The 20,067-nt window shown below is 40.5% G+C and carries 2 protein-coding genes; both read right to left on the reverse strand.

Annotated elements, in window-relative coordinates; genetic code table 11:
* Nucleotides 1–5: 5 nt before the first annotated feature.
* Nucleotides 6–17,960 (reverse strand): T9SS type B sorting domain-containing protein, encoded by a 17,955-nt coding sequence (locus GGR42_RS09610; RefSeq protein WP_245201423.1) that lies wholly within the window; start codon nt 17,958–17,960, stop codon nt 6–8.
* On the reverse strand, nt 17,960–20,062 hold the full coding sequence (locus tag GGR42_RS09615) for a PorP/SprF family type IX secretion system membrane protein (protein WP_167963272.1): 2,103 nt from the start codon (nt 20,060–20,062) through the stop codon (nt 17,960–17,962). Before GGR42_RS09615 ends, GGR42_RS09610 begins: the two co-directional genes overlap by 1 nt.
* Nucleotides 20,063–20,067 lie beyond the last annotated feature (5 nt).

Genomic DNA, 20,067 nt, shown 5'->3' on the forward strand with positions numbered 1-20,067 from the left:
TTTTGTTATCTATAAAGTGTAAAATGCCCTACAAACTCTCTATCGTCATTCTCACCCATGAGCTTAATAATATACCAGTAATCACCAGTTGGAAGCTCTGAGTTTTGGTATAATCCATCCCATCCAGCATCATTTAGTTCCATTCTATAGACCTCCCTACCATAACGGTCAAATATGATGGTTAGTATTTCAGGGAACTGCTCTATGTTTTCAGGAACCCAGAAATCATTCATTCCATCACCATCTGGGGTAAAGAAATTAGGAATTTCAATATCAATGAATTCCATAAATATTTCGGCAGAGACCGTACATCCATTTTCATCTGTAACAGTTACCGTATAGGTGTCTGTTCTTGTGATATAATAGGTATTCTCATCGCCGTTGTTAATTCCATCAAAAGTGAAAGTATAGTTCTGGGTACCACCAGTTGCAATGGCGGTAATTTCATTTATATTGTTTTGCTCTAACACTAAGGTCAAAGGTTCAAACGCATCAATTACAAAATCAATGGTGTTGATACATCCATTAGCATGTGATATAGTTAAAGTATGTGGACCAGGAGCTATATCCCCAAAGTCGTAATCCAACTGTAGATCCATTGGATCAGTTGAATCCAAAGCATACATTACATCTCCCGAAACGGACGGGTCTTCAAACAATAAGTCGATAGATGCTGTTGGCATATCATCTGAACAAGTGTAGATAGGAGTAACAATTCCATTAAGGTTTACACCGGCTTCAATTTCTACAATAATATTGGTTTCACAATCTTGGGCGTCCCTTACAAAGATAACATAAGTACCGGCGGCCAAATCTGTAAACAGTGTTTGGTCTTGTACAAAATCTGCATCATTATTAGAGTTGAACGCGGTACTATATGGAGCGGTTCCGCCAGTTATAGCAACTGAAATAGAGCCATCTTCATTGCCTGCACAAACTTCTGGTAAGGCGGTATAGGTAACATCCAATGGATTGGGTTCGCTTATGGTAAATTGGAACACCAAGAAACAACCGTTTTCATCTTGTGCAATAACATCATAATCTCCTGGCGCCAAATCTGTAAATACATTTTCAGTATCAAACTGGTTTAGGGTTGGTGAAATGGCATATAATATTTCTCCCGTTCCTCCAGAAACCTCAACAGTGATGGTTCCATCATCGGCACCATTACAGGTAACATCAGTGAAGTCTTGAAGGTCTATTTGTAAAGGAAGCGGATCAACAATTAATATTTCTGCTGATGTTTCTTCACAGTCCAAACTAGTAACATGAACATAATAGCTTCCTGCAATTAAGTTGCTGAATAGACCTGTTGATTGTGGCCCTGAAATTAGGCTAGTTAATGCAGCATCACCATAAAGTTCATAAGAATAATTGCCAAGCCCTCCAGAAGCTGTAGCTACTATGGTAGCGGTTGCTTCTCCTGTACAATTAATAACTGCCGCACTATCATCAATATCTATCATTAATGGAGGCACTGGCTCTATTGAGATTTGGTTAGATTGCATAGCGTCGCACCCAAAGGAGTCTCTCACATAATATTGATAAACACCATCGGCAACGGTAAAAGTATGTGAGTTTCCTCCTGACATTGGAGTATATGTTGTGCCATCTGCACTAAACTCATATGGCCCAGTTCCACCAGCTGCAAATAATTGTATTTGAGCTTGGTTGTTACATGTCATTTGACTTAGTTGCACCAAAGAACTGAACACATCAATGGGCTCGGTAATGGTAACTTGAACTGTTTCTATACCACAGTTCCAACCATCGGAGACAGTAATACTATAAATACCGGCTCCTAAATTATCAAAAACAGGGCTTATTTGTGCTCCAGATGTAAAATCAATTACAGTTCCGGTTGGATCATATGTATTCAATTGATATTGGTATATTCCCTGTCCATTTATAACATTGATTGCAGTTACAATTGCATTGGTGTCACCAAAACAAACCAACGTGGTTGGTGTTGCAGTAATATCTGCAGTAATAGGAATTGCAGGCACCAATACCTCTGTATCATTTATTATACATCCACCAGCATCAGTTATTTCAACAGTAAAACTTCCTGCAGAAAGACCTGTAAAAATATGGCTCGCCACATCATTTATTGTATAGGACTGACTAGTAGTGGTATTGGTCAATACAATGTCGTATGGAGCATATCCTCCGCTTGGGTTCACAATAATTTCTCCTTGGTCATCTGTACAAGTTGTATCTGCAATAGGGTCAACAACCGCTGTTAGTGGCATATCTGGAGATATGATAGTGAAGCTATTGGAATCTTCCACACATTCTGGAGCAGTTGTTTCCGTAATTCTAACAAAATAGTTTCCACCAGGTAAACCATTAATTGTATTGGGATTTACAGAGGTATTACCAGTACCTGTAATTCCTGTTGTTAGACCAGTTGATGAATTATACACCTCGTACATATAAGCACTTGTATATCCCGAAATATTAATTTCGGCCGCACCATTGGAACCTCCAAAACATGTTATAGGGGTTGTTGCCGTGGCAACTACTTCGATTAAATCATAAGGTAGAATTTCATAAGGCGCTGTATCAAAATAGCAGCCTGTTGTTGTATCCGTAATCCTGAATGTATAGTTTCCAACAGCCGTAAGGTCAAATATTGTTGTAATGTTTGTTGGCGTTGCGGTTAAGGAACCGTTAGGGTTTCCTATGGGTAACAATTCATAGGTGTACGTATTTAATGGGTTTCCATTATCTGCAACCGTAATCAATATTTCTTCTGGATTTACACAAGAAATTGCAATGTTCCGCGAAACTATTGCCGTAAATACATTTAGTGGTTGAATAGGGGCCACAACAGCAGGCACAGAACAATTGTTGGCATCAACAACGGTTACTGTGATATTTTGAATAGCACCATTGTCAATTATATCAAACGTTGTGGACGATTGGAAATTAACCCCATCAATACTATATAAATATGGAGCTGTTCCCCCGCCTGGAACCACAGTAATAGTAGATGTAGTTGCCGTATTGGAAGCATTACATGCAAAAGTTGTCGCCGTTGCCGTTGCTGTTAATACAGATGGCTCAGTAATTTCAAAAGTCTGTCTGTCCAAACATCCCCTAGATGATATTACTTCCACTTGATAAAATGCTGCAGAAAGACCGGTAAAAGTTGGGCTTGTTTGAGCAGGTTGAACAATAGTTGCCCCAAGTGCATCATAAAGAGTATAGGTATAAATAGGATTGTCATTAACCCCTAAAGATGGGGCTGTCAAGTTTATGGTCACTTCTCCGTCCGCGCCGCCATTACAAGAAACATGGGTTCTTGTAGGAGCGTCAAAAGTTACAGGTGTTGGCGTGTCCAACATTTCTGTGATTGTTTTGGTACAAACAGGATTAGTGGTGTCCAAATCGTTCACCACAAAGGTATATGTGCCAGCCTGATTAAGGCCCGTAAATACTCCTGTGGCGTTGTTTATGGTTGTTACGGCATCTGGGAATGTTACGGTATAGTCTAAATTTGCCGAACCACCGTTTACTGTTATTGTAATTTCGCCTCCAGGTGCAACAGTACAATCTATAGGCTTTACGACTGTACTTACCAAGTTCATTTCTTCATATAGCAATTCTGCTGGGGTAGTAAAAGAACAGGACCATTGATCGGTCACAAGAACCTCATAACTTCCAGCACCCAGACCAGAGAATACGGTTGATGTTTGAGTTGACCCGAATGCAACACCGTCTTTTATTAGTTGATAGGTATAGTTACTGCCTTGGCCACCAACTGTTCCAACAACTTCTATTTCACCCTCTAAATTGGTACAGTTTTCTTGGTTTACCTGCAAAGCAGCACTTATCGGTGTAGGATCCACAAGATTCACATTAGAAAGCTGTTCTACACAACCATTAACATCTGCAACCCATACTTGATAATCAGTTCCCAATCCAGGGCCTCCTGCCAATCCGGTAAATAAGGGAGAGGCTTGGTAACTTCCTGGGAATGTCGGAGCTGGATTTGAGGCCAGGTCAACAAAATAGGTATAACCACCCCAGCCTCCTAATACATCTATAACTTCAATTGCACCATCATTTAGGGAACAAGTTACAGGAGTAATATTGGTATTGGCTGTAATGGCCGCACTAGGACCCGAAATGTTAAATGCCTCTATATTGGTACATTGTGGAAAGTTGTTCTGTAGAACTTCTACAATATAACTTCCAGCTTCCAGAGTAATTGGAGCGGTAGGGCCGTTGTTCGGGAATGTACCGTTTTTCACAAAAGTATCATCTATTGTATTTGCCGTGCCATTAGAGTCATATATAACCCAGTTAAATGGCCCAACATATGTGGCATCAACAAGCTGTAGGGTAATTTCACCCGTTTCAGTCCCAAAACAAATAACATCTTGAATTTTTACGACATCGATAGTGAACGTGTTGGGGTCCGTTATGGTTTCCGATGCTGTTATTATACAACCGGTATCGATATGTCTGATCAAGAAGTTGTGTGTTCCAGCACTTAGGCCGGTGAAGACATTGGAAGCTTGATATGTGGTCCCGTTGTCTATACTATATCGAAATCTTGAAAGGTCACTGTTTACAGAGGTAACCGTGATAGTTATTTCACCATCCATACCGGGATTACAGCTCAATGGGTTTGTAATTGATGCCGTTGCGGACAACAATTCGTCATATGGCAATATGGTTGCCGTAGTGGATCCTGAACATCCGTTCTCGTCATAGACGTTAATGATGTAGGAACCACCTGTGGTATTGGTTTCCACATAGGTCGTATTTGACCCTGACTGGACCACCACATCATCCCCAGGGACCATCGGGGTACCTTGGTCATTTATAAACTCATAAATAACATAGGTTCCCGTACCGCCCGTAATTGCGGAGCCATCAATTGATATTGAGGCATTGTTTGGATTGTTCCCAGCAGAACACCCGAACTCCACCACTGTGGCATTCACATTATCTATAATGTCTGGTTGTAGAATCACTTGAGTAAGGGTTTCAACACAACCATTTGCAGCTGTAACTCTTATTGTATATGTGATACCTGGCGCGGCCAACCCATCTAGTCCAGTGAAGACGGCTGTATTAGCCGTATTTGATGTTGGAAGAATACTAACAGGGCTTGTAATTTCAAATGTATAAGGACCTATACCATTATCAGTGGCGCTTACAGAGATAGTTCCGTCAGAATTACCATTACAGGTTACATCTGTATAATTTGTTATAGAGATTATGGGCTGAATAGCATCTTCAAGTCTTCTAACTATGTTCTTACTACAAGCATCAGCCTGGTCAGTAACGGTAAATGTATAGTCACCAACCTGAGTAAGTCCAGTGAACACTCCTGTGGTGTTGTTTATGGTAGTTACGGCATCTGGGAAGGTAACGGAATAATCATAACTCCCAGAACCTCCATTTTGAGTTATAGTGATTTCCCCACCCGGGTTGATGGTACAATCAATAGGTTTTACGATGGTTGCCAAAAGGGACATTTCATCATATAATACTTCGGCCAGAGTGGTAAATGTACAGTTCCATTGATCGTTAATTTCAACTGTATAAGAACCAGCTCCCAAACCTGAGAATATGGTCGAGGTTTGTGGCGTGCCTTGCGGCGAACCGTTTCTGTACAATTGGTAAGTATAGCCAGTACCTTGTCCTCCCGAGGTTCCAATAACCTCTATTTCACCCTCTAGGTTTGTACAGTTTGCCTGGTTTATCTGTAAAGTAGCACTTATTGGCGTGGGGTCTATCAGTGTAACATCTGGTAATTGTAACTCACAACCAAATTGATCAACAACCCACACTTGGTAATCGGTTCCCAAAGCTCCTCCGGAAAGACCCGGAAACAAAGGAGAGGCTTGATAACTTCCTGGGAATGTCGGAGCTGGATTTGAGGCCAGGTCAACAAAATAAGTATAGCCTGCCCATCCGCCCAGCACATCAATAATTTCAATACTTCCATCATTCAAAGCACATGTTACCTCAGTGACATTGGTATTCGCAGTAATGGCAGCACTAGGCCCGTCAATATTAAAGAATTCCGTGTTTGTACAGGTCGGAAAATTGGACTGTGTTATGTTTACGTAATATTCCCCAGCAGGCAAGTTAATAGTTGCCGTTGGCCCGTTAGTTGGTTCGTTTCCTGTAAGCACAGAGGTGTCGTCCAGTGTTGATGCAGTACCATTGGTATTAAAGATTTCCCAATCGAAATCACCTGGGTAAGTTACATCTACTAGCTCAAAGGTTACCCCCCCTGTAGCTGTCCCAAAACAAATAACATCTTGAATTTTTACGACATCGATAGTGAAGGTGTTGGGGTCCGTTATGGTTTCCGATGCTGTTATTATACAACCGGTATCGATATGTCTGATCAAGAAGTTGTGTGTTCCAGCACTTAGGCCGGTGAAGACATTGGAAGCTTGATATGTGGTCCCGTTGTCTATACTATATCGAAATCTTGAAAGGTCACTGTTTACAGAGGTAACCGTGATAGTTATTTCACCATCCATACCGGGATTACAGCTCAATGGGTTTGTAATTGATGCCGTTGCGGACAACAATTCGTCATATGGCAATATGGTTGCCGTAGTGGATCCTGAACATCCGTTCTCGTCATAGACGTTAATGATGTAGGAACCACCTGTGGTATTGGTTTCCACATAGGTCGTATTTGACCCTGACTGGACCACCACATCATCCCCAGGGACCATCGGGGTACCTTGGTCATTTATAAACTCATAAATAACATAGGTTCCCGTACCGCCCGTAATTGCGGCGCCATCAATTGATATTGAGGCATTGTTTGGATTGTTCCCAGCAGAACACCCGAACTCCACCACTGTAGCATTTACATTGTCTATAATGTCCGGTTCATCAATTACAATTCCAGGAATTGTAGTTGTACAGTTATTGGTACCAAGCCCGGTTACCGCATATGTTCCTGGAGGAAGCCCTTCAAAAGTATTGTTGGATGCATTAAAGGTGCCCGCTACAGGAGAAATAGTGTACGTTAAAGGGTTTATTCCATTATCTGTTTCAAAAACGGCTATGGTTCCATTGTCTAATCCATTACATGTAACATCTGTTGGAACATGGGTAAAGATTGGTGTAATTGCTGGTGGTGCTTCTACATCAATTGTTCTTTGACAATAGGGGACCGGCGTTCCCACATCATATACAACAACACTATAGGTTCCCGCAACACTAGCTTGGGTCCATGTGAAAGGGTTTGACGGCATAGCCACTCTACCTTCACTTATAGGACCAACAATTTCATAATCATAATTACCAGACCCAGAAGTAACAGTTATGGTTATTTCTGCATTGTTGTTAGGGGGTCCTTCACAGTCCAATAGCTCTGTTTGTACTGCCGTAAATTCTAATGGGGGATAGATTGTAAAAGGATCTGTGTCTGGACAGCCATTTAAATCGGCCACAGCAACGGTTTGTCCCGCGCCAGAACTTAAATCTGTAATGATATACTGGTTGCTGCCATCAAACACGATGTTTTGATACGCACCACCATTTAGGCTCAAGAAATAAGGAGCCCCTATGCCTGGAGTATCTAAGGTAACAATCAATTGAAACTCTCCTTCATCTGGACAATTACTTACAACCTCTAATGAGATTTCTGGTCTTGGGTCTAAATCAACATTAATTGTATCTGTGAAAGAACAACCATACTGATCTTCAACCAAAACAGTATATGTCCCTGCCGGTGAGCCAGGTATTATTTCAACTGGATTATCTGTTGTTCCAGTAATGGTAACAAATGGAGCGGGACCCGACACTGTGTATGTGTATGTACCTCCTCCGCCAATGATATCATCAATAAGAATAAGACCAGGCGTGCTACATGTAATATTTTGTGGAGAACTTAGAGTTGCAGAAATTGGATCTAATTCTTCAATTAAAAGATTTTCACTACCAGACACACAGACATCAGTGTTGCCAGCATTTACTTCCGTCACAACAATATAATATTCGGCTGGAGAGATGCCAGTAACCGTAATTGTTGGGCTATAGGCAATATTTCCACCGCTTGATTGTACAACCAAACCGGTATTTACATCAAAAAGCTCCCATCTCATACTCGGCTCTATACTACCGTCCGTATCGGTAAGTGTATATGTTATTTCAGCATCATTTGCGCCAGAACAAGAAGGTTCAAAGGCGGCACTTATTTCAATAGGGTTAGTCGTGATATCATTTACGTTCACATTACTTTGTCGCAAACATCCACTGGAATCCCTTACATAAAACACATAGGTCCTACCAGGAATTAATCCAGTCCAAGTATGACTTCCTGGAATTGCTGCTGTCCACCCAGAAGGGGGATTAAAATTAGAAGGGTTGTCAGTATATGTATATTCATAATTAGGGACACCCTCTGTACCTTGCACGGTAACCTGAAGTTCATTACAACCAACCACAACGGTTGAAATAGTAATGTCCAGGTCATCCAAGGGGTAGGGAATGGTATATCGGGGTAAATCTGTCTGACATATTGTATTTCCTAAGCCATCAACGGTTCTTAAAGATGGGTATACGTTTGTTCCAGAAATGTAACCAGTTAAAACATCTGTTGTACCAGGAATGCTGTTATCTCCAGTCCAAGTGGCACCACCATCAGCACTAAACTCTATTGTTCCGAGGGTTGTGGGGTAGTTGCTGAATTGAAAGCCATAATCATTCGGGTCTACACTACTACAGGCAGCAGGAAGAATTGCCGTTATATCTGCAGTCAACTCATCAGGGTTGGTTATAGTAACTGGCGTGTCTGTCACCAAACAGCCAAAAGAATCGGTAACGTTTATGGTATAATCACCAGGCAATAGATTGTAAAATGTGGTTGTGGCCGTAAAGACATTTGTATTAGTCTGGTCTGAGGCACCAGCATTATCCAAATCTATTATTTCTATAGTGTATGGAGTTGTACCCGACACTATGTTGACGTCTATAGAGCCTAAACCATCATGACACTCTGGGTCATTTGGTGTTGCGGTAAATGTTAATGGAACAGCTGGGTTCACAGTAACAGTTTCCATAAGTTCACAGAAAGGCACCGCAGCGGAATTGTCTCTTACATATACATCATAAACACCATCATTTCCTGTGGTAACAGTATAGGTGTTAGCTGGACCAAAGAAGCCAGTTGGATCAGTTGTGGTTGGAACAAAGGCATATTCATAGGAACCGTCTCCACCAGAGGCAGCAACCGAAATGCTTCCATCCGTGCATGTCCCAATGTCCGTTACGGTTACCGTAGCTAACAATTGGTTATTAATAACCGCAGTCTGTTGTACAACAACACATCCATATTCATCCCTGACATCTATGGTGTACGAACCAGCAACTAAATTACTGAAGGTGTGTGTTGTTGCGGTTGCCGGACTTGGTGTAATCCATGGCCCGCTATTTAAGCTAAATTGATACCCTCCATTTCCACTAGTTACATCAACCACTATTGTGCCGTCATTAGCACCGCTATAGCAGGCAGTAGGTGTAGATGTAAATATAATTGGGTCTGGAGCTGCAACGGTAATAGCTATGTCAATAGGATCGGAACACAAGTTGGTATCTCTTGCTCTTATAATATAGTCCCCGGCAGGAACGCCATTAAAAATAGTTGAAGATTGATAGACTGTTATAACAGCGCCTAAATCGTCCTCCAGCTGATATTGGTATGTTGGCGTTCCGCCAGTTGCACTAGCGGTAATAGTTGCCCCGCCATTAGAGCAAGTAAGTTCGTCTGTAACCGTTGCGGAAGCAACCACTGGGATCGGCTCAATGATATCTTGATTTAGGATTATTGTACAACCAGCAATAGGATTGTTTACATCTCTAACAGTAATGGTATAGCTTCCCGCGCCTAACCCAGTTATTGTTTCTGGTGAAGAAGTACTACTTCCAAGAACAGTGGTAAAGCCGTCAATACTATACTCAAAACCTCCCACACCAAAATTATTGACTTCAAAGGTAATGGAGCCGTCCAAATCGCTATTACATGTTGTATTTGTTGAATCTGTGATGTTGGCTTCAATTGCATGCCCATTTTCGATTACAACAATTGTATCCACGGTACAATCACTACCATAATCAACAGTTATAGTATGACTTCCAACAGCTATGTTGTTAAAGACGTTACTGGCTTGGGCCGCACCAGCATCTATGCTGTAGGTATAAGTAACATCATTTGGTAGTACGGTAATATTACCACTTCCATCACAATTATAGACTATTGATGTGCTTAAAGTGGGCTCCGCAGGCAAAGGATCAACAATGATATTTGGCAATGTAATGGTACATGAAACATCATTAGCATCACGAACGGTTATTGTATAGGTTCCATCTGTTAAGTTGTTAAATACAGTCCCCCCTGTTGTGGCTGCGGTCCACGCACCTCCGTTTAGACTATATTGATAGTTTCCTGAGCCACCTGTAGTTGGCGTAACGCTTCCAATGGAAATTTCTCCAAGTTGTAAACATGTGTAGGCAAGTGTTTGTGTAGCTTCTGCAACAATTTGATCAGGCTGGGTAACGTCAATGCTGCTTGTCTGCTCACAATTGTTGTTATCACGGACCCTAATGTTATATGTGCCGGCAGGAAGATTAAAGAAATCTGCCGTGGTCTGGTATGTTGTGCCATTGTCAATACTATAGTCATAGGGAGCATTTCCACCGGACACAGCCAATGAGACAGCACCTGTTGTTCCACCGAAGCATGTGTTTGGGGTTGCTGTTGGTGTAATAACTATGGGGTCATCTTGAATAATTGTCAGGTCAAAACTAGTTTCGCAAAAACTAACATTTCCATTATTGTCTCTTACATATACATCATAATCCCCTGCACCAGTTATTGTTATTGGATTTGCAACACCAAAATCTCCAGGAACAGGTGAAACCCCATCTGAAACAATAGCATAGACCAAGTTTCCATCACCACCAGCTGCTGAAATAGTAACATCTGTAGTTGTTGCACAAGAGGTTATGTTAGGAGCTGTGGCGGATAAGGTTAAGGCAGGGTTAATAGTTATATTTTGTTGAACACCCACACAACTGTATTGATCCCTTACATCTATTGTATACGAACCATTTGATAAATTATTAAATGAATACGTTGTAGAAGTAGTTGGGCTAGGAACCATCCAAGGCCCACCATTAATACTGAATTGATATCCACCGTTTCCAGCAGTAACATCAACTAAGATCGTTCCATCATTTGCACCACTATAACAAGCCGTTGGTGTGGATGTAAAAACGATGTTTTCAGGGACACTTATTGTTATGGCGGTATCTGTTATATCTTCACAAAGATTTGCGTCTCTCACCCTAACATGGTAATCGCCAGGAGTATTAACAGTAAAGACATTGTTTGTTGTATTGGTGGCAAAATCATATCCCGCAATAGGATTGCCTAAAGTATCTTCTAGTTGGTATTGGTAAGTAGGTGTTCCACCTGAAGCACTAGCGGTAATTGTTGCTCCATTAACACAAGTTAATGGGCTAGTCATTGAAGCCACAGACACAACAGAAGTAGGATTGGTAATTGTTTCTGTAATTGTGATTGAACATGAGTTGTCCAACACATCTTGAACTACTATTGTATGTGTGCCCGCCCCTAGTCCATTTACCGTAATTGGCGAACTGGTTTGTGGTCCCGAAAAAGGATTTCCATCCACGCTATATTGATATCCATTTACAGCGTCAAAATTTTCTATATCAAAAGTGATGCTTCCATCAAGAGACCCATTACAAGTTGTACTTGAAACGCTGGATGAGGAGGCCATAAATTCATATCCACCCTCAATTAAAATGTCGATATCAAAAGAACCAGGGCAAGGCTCTGGTGTTTGAAAAGCCTGAATATCATCAATGGCTATATCGTTTCCATTAACTACAGCCGAATTAGTTCTTATAACAATATCTAAGTTGGTGTTAGCTCCCGGATCTAAGGTTACGGTATAATTATGCCAATCATCGGCATTGAAGTTTTTGGGCACGTTCCCGGTCGCAGTACTGGCAATTACAGCTCCGCCACCGTCTACCAATTGTATTTCAATGGTTGGGTCTCCTCCACTGGTTCCATTTCTCAACAAGTTAAAGGCCCATAAAGAAACGGTAATATCTCTATTGGCGATTACTTCAACATTTCTTTTTGCATAAACGATACCACCAACGCCTGCAACCCCCCCAACATTTATTGCCAAGAACCTTCCGTTGGCATTCCCTGTGTGGTCATTGGGGCTTTGCCACGATCCATAAGGATTTGAAATAACCTGTGTTACCGAATATTCACCATCTTGAATATGGGTGTCTGTTCCAAAACCACATAAACTAACAGATCCGTCTTGTGGCTCATAGCAATAAGCGGGATCTATTTGTGTAATGCTTGTGTTGGCTCCAAACCCAAAACTTTCTAATAATAGATTACTTGGAGCAGACGGGGTGTTACTTAAATAATTAACAGTTAAAGTATGACTGCCCACGGTAGCATCGCTAAATATATTCGATGTACTTGGAGTGTTAAGAACTCCATCTAATTCATAAGTATAATCAAAACTTCCGCTACTTGGAGTTATCGTGATTGTTCCCTCACCGTCGCATTCGTAATCAATAGAAGCTGTTGCGGTAGGGGGAGTTGGTTCTGGATCAATGGTCACTGTCATAGGAAAATCACAGCCATTGGCATCCCTAATATACACCGTATGTGTTCCAGGCATTAAATAACCTATACTGCTTGCAACATATGAGCTACCGCCATCAAAACTATACTCATATGGAGCGGTCCCTCCCTGAGCATTAGTGATTCTAACCTCTCCACCGGCTGATGGATTACACTCAACCAATTCTGTTACGGCAGCAGATGCGGATAGAGTAAAGGGTTCCGTTATGTTGTATATCTGTGTTACCTCACAATTGTTGGCATCTCTTACTCTAATGTTATAACTGCCCGCTGCTTGGTTTACAAATGTGTTGGAGGGTTGATAGGTTCCTCCATTATTGATACTGTACGTATATGGTGCCTCGCCTCCACTAGCTGTTATTGTAATGGTTGAAGTTGCTTCACCACTACATAAAATATCGGTATGGGATACTGAAATTGCCACTGGAGCATCTTGGGCCACATTGATATCATAGTTGACCTCACAGAAATTGGCGCCTCCGTTTTTGTCTCTAACATAAACATCGTAATCTCCTGCCCCGGTCACGGAAATGGAGTTGGACGCACCAAAATCACCACCATTTGGAGTAACCCCGTTGCCTACAAGCGCATAAACATAATTTCCATCTCCACCAGCTGCAGTAATGACCACATTGGTTGTTGTCCCACATGCCGCAATGTTACTAGCGGAAGCAGTTACTGTCAACTCCGGATCTATGGAAATGGTTTCAGTATCGACACAACTTTTTCCATCTCTAACTTCTATGGTATGCGTGCCCGGTGCCAAACCAGAGAAAACATTACTTGTTGTATAAACACCCCCATTAAGGCTGTATTCATAATTTCCATCTCCGCCCGAGGTTACGTTTGCTGTTAGGGTTAGCCCAACACCACTATCATAACAAATATCATTTGGAACTATTTCTAGTACAGGGGCAATGACCGGGTCCAGTGTAAATGTTGTTGTAACCAAACACCCATTTGTATCTGTTACGGATGCACTATACAATCCTGTCTGGGTAAGACCAGAGAAGTTTCCTGTTGTATTTGTCCCAAAGGGGCTGGCATCAGGATTTGTTAAAGTGAAAGAATTTCCTCCCCATCCGCCTGTAGCAGTTAGAGCAACACTTCCATCCGCGATACACGTTGGTTGCGTTTCAATAGCACTTAGGGTTAAAGCGGCCGAAGGCCCTGCAATTGTAACAGAAGCGGTATCTGTACAATTTGTATCATTGTCTGTTACCGTAATTGTATAGGTGCCATCATCCAATCCCGATAAGGGAATGGTTGTTCCAGTTTCACCCGTTCCAGAGAATGTTGCCGGACCTGTTATGGAATAGTCATAGCTAGTATTGAAACCAGAAATAGTAAACAAAGCCTCTCCATCAGTATCAGAAAAGCATGTAATATTGCTTATAAGTTGGCCAACAACATTGATAGGACTAACAGGGCCTATTGTAAAGCTTTCATCATAAAAACATCCTTTGTCATCAGTTACTCTAAATGTATATGTGTTTGGAGAAAGTCCATTAAAGAGAGCAGAGCTACCAGCAGATGAACTTGCAGCAATGGCTGAAGGTGCAATAATTTCAAAAACAAAAGGAGTATTTCCATCAACCACTGTTACAGTAACATCTGATGTTAATGAAGGACAATTGGGTTGGGTTGCACTAAAGGTTAAGTCAGAAGGTTCGTTAAGAGGGTCTATTGTTATCGTATTCGTTACGAACGTACAATTGTTGGCATCCCTTACAGTAATGTTATAAGTGCCATTGGCAAGACCAGAAAAAGTTTCTGCCCCTATACCAGAAACAAAGTTTACTCCATCAATACTATATTCATAGGGAGAAGCGCCACCAACTACAGATTGGGCTTCAATAATGCCGTCTTGTAAGCATGTATAATCTTGGGTCAACACGGCTGTACCGCTTACCGCATCTGCTGGACCACCTATGGTAAAAGTTTCTAAATAATCACAAGAAGAACCACCTTTGCTTTGCGTTAATGTAACTGTATAATCTCCCTGAGGCAAATTATTAAAAGTTCCTGATGCATTTGTAACTATGGACCCATCAGGATATAAAATGGAATAATCAACCTTGTACCCATTGGTTGCGGTCATATTGTAAACAATAGAACCGTCTTCGGCCCCAAAACAAGATTCGTCAATAATACTGGTGGTATATTCTACAGCGGGCACTAAGGTAATAGTAACTGTGTTAGAAAATGCATGACAGTTATTTCTGTCAACCACCACAAATGTATAATCCCCGGGATCCAAAATATCAAAAATTACACTTGTTTGATATTCAGAAGCGGGTATGTCATTTACTGTTGGATAGGAGGTTATTGTAGTTCCACCTTCATCAATATAAGACCATATGGCGTAACTATGAGGTGTTTGTCCGCCAGTAGAGTTCATTTGGATATTTCCTTCCCTACAGCTAATATGCTGGGAAATAACCGCGTCCAAATCTAAATCAGTCAGGTCATTTATTGTAACCTGTTCTGTGTAAGTACAACCATCATCTGTGGTTACCAACACATCGTATACTCCATCATTTAAGTTTTCAAAAGTGTAGTTGTTGTCATTGCTTGGGCCAAAAGTGTCCACTGGTGTCCCACCTTGTGATATTTCATAATAATATTGCGGCTCTACATTAAGTGCAGAAATGGATATTTCTCCCAAACCATTACAATCCGTATCTCTTGTTGTAACATCAACTTGAAAGTTACGCGTCAAAATACCAATATCCTCCAATCTAAAAACACAACCATTTACAACCCCAACCTGTCTCATTTCAACAGTATATGCTCCGTTGGACGAAATTGTAAAACTTGGTCCATTATTAGCACTATAGGGAACTAGAATAGAAGAATCTGTTGCGTCCAATAACTGATACTCATAATCAACAGGCATATTGGTCACTGTGATATTTCCTGGAGTGGTACAGATTAAATCACTGCTATTGTATTGAGGGTCTAAAGGGTTTTTAAAAACATTGAAATAGAAACGTGAAGAACAACCATTTTGATAGTTTATCACCACCCTATACTCTCCTGCATCGGATGCTAAAAAACTGCTTCCAGAACCTACATTATTCCATGTACAGGATCCATTTTTGTTGGCACAATCGGCAGGTGCCGACCCACAGCTTGCCTCATCCAGCTGTTCCCAGGAAATACTGGTTGCATCTGGAATATTAATAAGAATGGATTCGGTGTCATTTAGGCCACAGAGAAATATTTCTGGTAGTTCCTCACCATCATTTGGACAAACAAGGATTTGGCCTTCGACCGTATTGGAAGTGTCGTTAATCAGATCTGTAATGGGATTTGGCAGTGATGCGCCAAAAAGCTCAACAGTAATGATTTCTTGAAACCCTTTACAGGGGTCAGCCACAATTTTATCTACGATGTAAGTCCCCACTTGGTTAACCAGTAAAGTACTAAGGTCATTATCTGAATCCCCATCTGTAATAATGGTATCCCCTGAATCTATCAGGTTGTCTCCGTTTACATCTCTGTACCATATATAATCATCAAAATTATCACCCGCATCCAAAAGAACGTCGGCACCACACATTTGGACTGTTCTACTAAAATCACAATCCTCCAAATCATCTAATAGGAAGTTAGTGGCACCTGGAGTTATAAATCCACAATCATCAAAATCGGAGACACTTGGGTCATCTGTGATTTGATTATTATTTATAACACCCTCATAGGTTGAATATGCCAGGTTTTGAATTAAATCTGTACAAGCGTTTACAAAATCAAAGCAGTTTTCAGCCACCCTTACACGTAGTCTTATGGAGGACACAGGATCACCCTCCTGCACTAACCCGTCAGGAACATTAAAAGTAATAACATGAGTGACTGGGTCATAACTTACATTTTCAGGAGGAAAGCCTGTAGGTAGAATTAAGTTGGCTGGTATATATGTTACATTTTCTGGTAACACATCTCTTAGGACGTAATTTGTAGCATTATCATTTCCAGTATTTTGAAAAGACAAAACATAATCTAATTGTTGGCCTAAATTAACCCCAAGACCGGTTATGTCATTACCAGCAATATCCTCAACCTTCTTTTCAACAACAATATTTGGCTCTATTATTTCAACATTAAAGGAATTAAAAAATGGATAATACTGGTCCCCACTAGAGGTAAACCTAAATGTGGCTGCTGTTTCTGAGTTTGGAATTACAGAGTTGGTAGGATTGTTCAATAAAAACATATCCGTGTCATAGCCCAGCGTATTGGCACTATTAGGTGTTCTATTGGTGGTAGCAACACCATTAAGAGTAATATTACTATTAAAAAAATTATTGGCTGGATTAGTGGCATTACTAATGGTGGTAAAAGCACCTCCACTTGAAGCTGAACTGATACGCATTTGGTCCCCGGAAATTCTAAAATCTCCTTCTAGGGCAGCGGCACCGATGTTTGCTCGCACTGGACCCGCTGGGATGGTATTAAATCCATTATAATTGATATCGATTTGTGGATTGGCACTTCTTACTCTTGCAAAACCATCAAATGTTGTTATTAGTTTACCGGTTAGGGTTGGGTTTTCATATACAATGACCAATGTCCAACCCCCTGCAGCTCCTCCTCCTGGGGATAATGAACCTTGTACGGACCTTATATTGGCGATAGTGTACTCTCCTTCTGGATTGGCAAGGGGGGTAATCAAGGAGGTTACATCTGCGTAACACGCGTAAGGGCTGTTTTGGCGCATAGAGTTGTCCGCACTTGTAAAGCCATCATAGAGAATTTCATCTGCAAAAACATCGACATAGCTTCCATTGGGAACTTTTAGTTTTACTTGATTGAAATCATTTTGTCTGCCCGTGCCAACAGGATCACCAGCGTTTGCACTTGGATATGTTGCGGACCAATAAAGACCAGCGTAACGTATTAAATTACAATCTGCTTGTTCATAGGTGAGGGTTGCCGAACTAGAGTTGAATATTCCTGGTCCACCATCAACATTGATGTATTGCATGTCCTTATAATCATTATAATTATAATACCCTCCGGTTTCTGGATTTCTATTCCAGGAACCACTGCTTCCACTGTTATTTAAATTATCATATGGGTCTTCTGGCTCTGTGGTAGAAGTACCACCATCCCTATTCACAATATTGTTGGCTAAAAAAGTTAAATTACCCTTTATATTGTTCTGGTATCTAACTTCAAAATTGTTATATTCCTGTGAAAATCCAATTAATGAGCACAGAAAAATACTTATAAATAGAAGTTTTTTTATAAATGCTTTATTCATTATGCGGTTTGGTTTGGTTTAACACGCATGATCCACATTTTGTCATCGTACATGTTGTTTAGTTTTGAGTAGTAAGATATTAGGGCGTTGTTCCAAGACCCATGTTTTTTTAGGTAGACATACCTGTATTTATTTTCGGGATTTATAAAATAGCTGGCATTTAGGCCTTTAGCATTCAACAATCTAACAAAGCGATTGGCATTGTTGGCATTTGCGAAAACATTGGCTATTATGTAATAACCAGATCCTAAACCATCTATTCTAACTGTTTTTGTTGCGGGTGCATTTGCCGCTACATTGTCTTTTACCACAATGTTCTTTTGCAACACATCAGAATCATAAGTGGAAGATTTTTCCTTGATTTTGTTAACATTGTTCACATAAGCTTTGTCATAGCCATCATCATCATTGTCCACATTCATAATCCACATATCGCCGTTGTATGCACCATTGAAGTTAGATTTATGTGCAGACAAAGCTTCTTGCCATGTGTCATACCTTTGTAGATATACATACTTAAGGTTATTGTTGGGATTGGTAAAGTAATCTGCGTTTATTCCTTGTTGGTTTAAGTCCCCAACAAATTTGTCCAAATAGGGACCCCCTTTGTAAACATTTGCAACAACATAATACCCGTCTTTTACACCTGTTAGGTTTTTGAATTTTGAATTTTTAACCTTACTGCGTTTTGCTTCTTTTACAAAATCATCATTTTTAGTATTGTCCCTTACTGCCACTGCTGTTTGGGTTTTGTCCGAATCCTTTGTGCTTATAATATTATCTTTTAGTTGTAAAACCTGTTTTATACCAGTTGGTTTTTTTTCTTTTTTATCAAGGTTTTCTAAAGCCAAATCCCCATTTTCTTTGGCTTTGTCATTATTTACAAAGTATATTTCTTTTGCCTTTTCTTCTAAATCTGGCCTATTACCATTAGTTTCATTTCTTACCATTCTCATGACAGCTTCAAACCTTCTTTCAAGATTGTTTTGTCTGTTTTCTTCAATGGAATCTTGTCTAAACATTAGCTCAGCAAGTATGGCGTCGTTTTCGGCCAGTCTTTTTTTCAAGTCTTCTATTTCTTTATCCCTTTCTGCTAAAGCATCAGAATATTCTAACTCTTCATCTTCTACTAAGTCTGTATCATCATCACTATCTTCTAGCATTACCCTATCTTCGGTTAGATTTGGAGTAAAGGAGTATGCAAATGAAATCTCGTGAGTTAAACCAAAATTGTCAAAGTTATTGGACAACCCTTTTTCCATGGTGTATCCAAGGGACAATCTTTTGTTGAGATTAAAACCAACACCGGCAGCTGCACCATAAAAACTGTCATATCCTCCCTGTACCCAGCCTAGTTTGGGAAGGTCCAGAATAAGACTTCCGCCCAGAACCACATCATTTTCGCCGACTTTTCTTACTCTCGCTAATGGCATTAGTCTACCACCTTCCAGAGCTCCTTGGGCATTTTCAAATTCATGTGTATACTGTAAATGACTGGAATAGGTTTTCTCCTTAAAATCAGTAACAGATTCACTACTCTTTAAATTGTAATCAAAAAGATTCTCTGCAAAAATCCCAAAATCAAACTTACCATAGGAAAGGTTAAAAGCGGGCTGGAAAGATATTAGGTTGCTATCTTGGAAACCATTCAATAAGGGGTCATCCTCAATTGGGTTTACCCTACTTTGGTCTAGACCACTACTGTAATAGGACAGGTTGGCGCCAAAAGTAAAATTACTTTTTTCACTTAGTTTAATGCCATAGGCATAGTTTGCCAACATTCCAAAATTGGATATTATTCCCTCTTGTTGAGTGTAAAGACTTAGACCAAGACCGGTTCTATCATCTATTCTACCACTATAACTTAAGAAGTAGGCTTGGTTATTGTCATCAAAAGATACCGATTGGTTTCTATGAAGAAGGTTTATATAAGACTTATCCTCCCTTACCGTGGAAAATGTTGGGTTTATAAGGAACCTATTGAACTTAAGAAGGTTCTGTGATGGAACATCATAAGTCACAAAAGGGTTCTCTTCCTGCGCACCCACTTTGGAGAGCGCAAGAAAGAACAATAGTATATATATAAATTTCTTCGGTTTCATTTTGA

The sequence above is a fragment of the Saonia flava genome (genome assembly GCF_011927795.1).
Classification (GTDB): domain Bacteria; phylum Bacteroidota; class Bacteroidia; order Flavobacteriales; family Flavobacteriaceae; genus Saonia; species Saonia flava.

Bases quoted from the DNA above. Each gene is read 5' to 3' on its own strand.
- GGR42_RS09610 (WP_245201423.1), bottom strand. From the start codon at position 17,960: ATGAATAAAGCATTTATAAAAAAACTTCTATTTATAAGTATTTTTCTG.
- GGR42_RS09615 (WP_167963272.1), bottom strand. From the start codon at position 20,062: ATGAAACCGAAGAAATTTATATATATACTATTGTTCTTTCTTGCGCTC.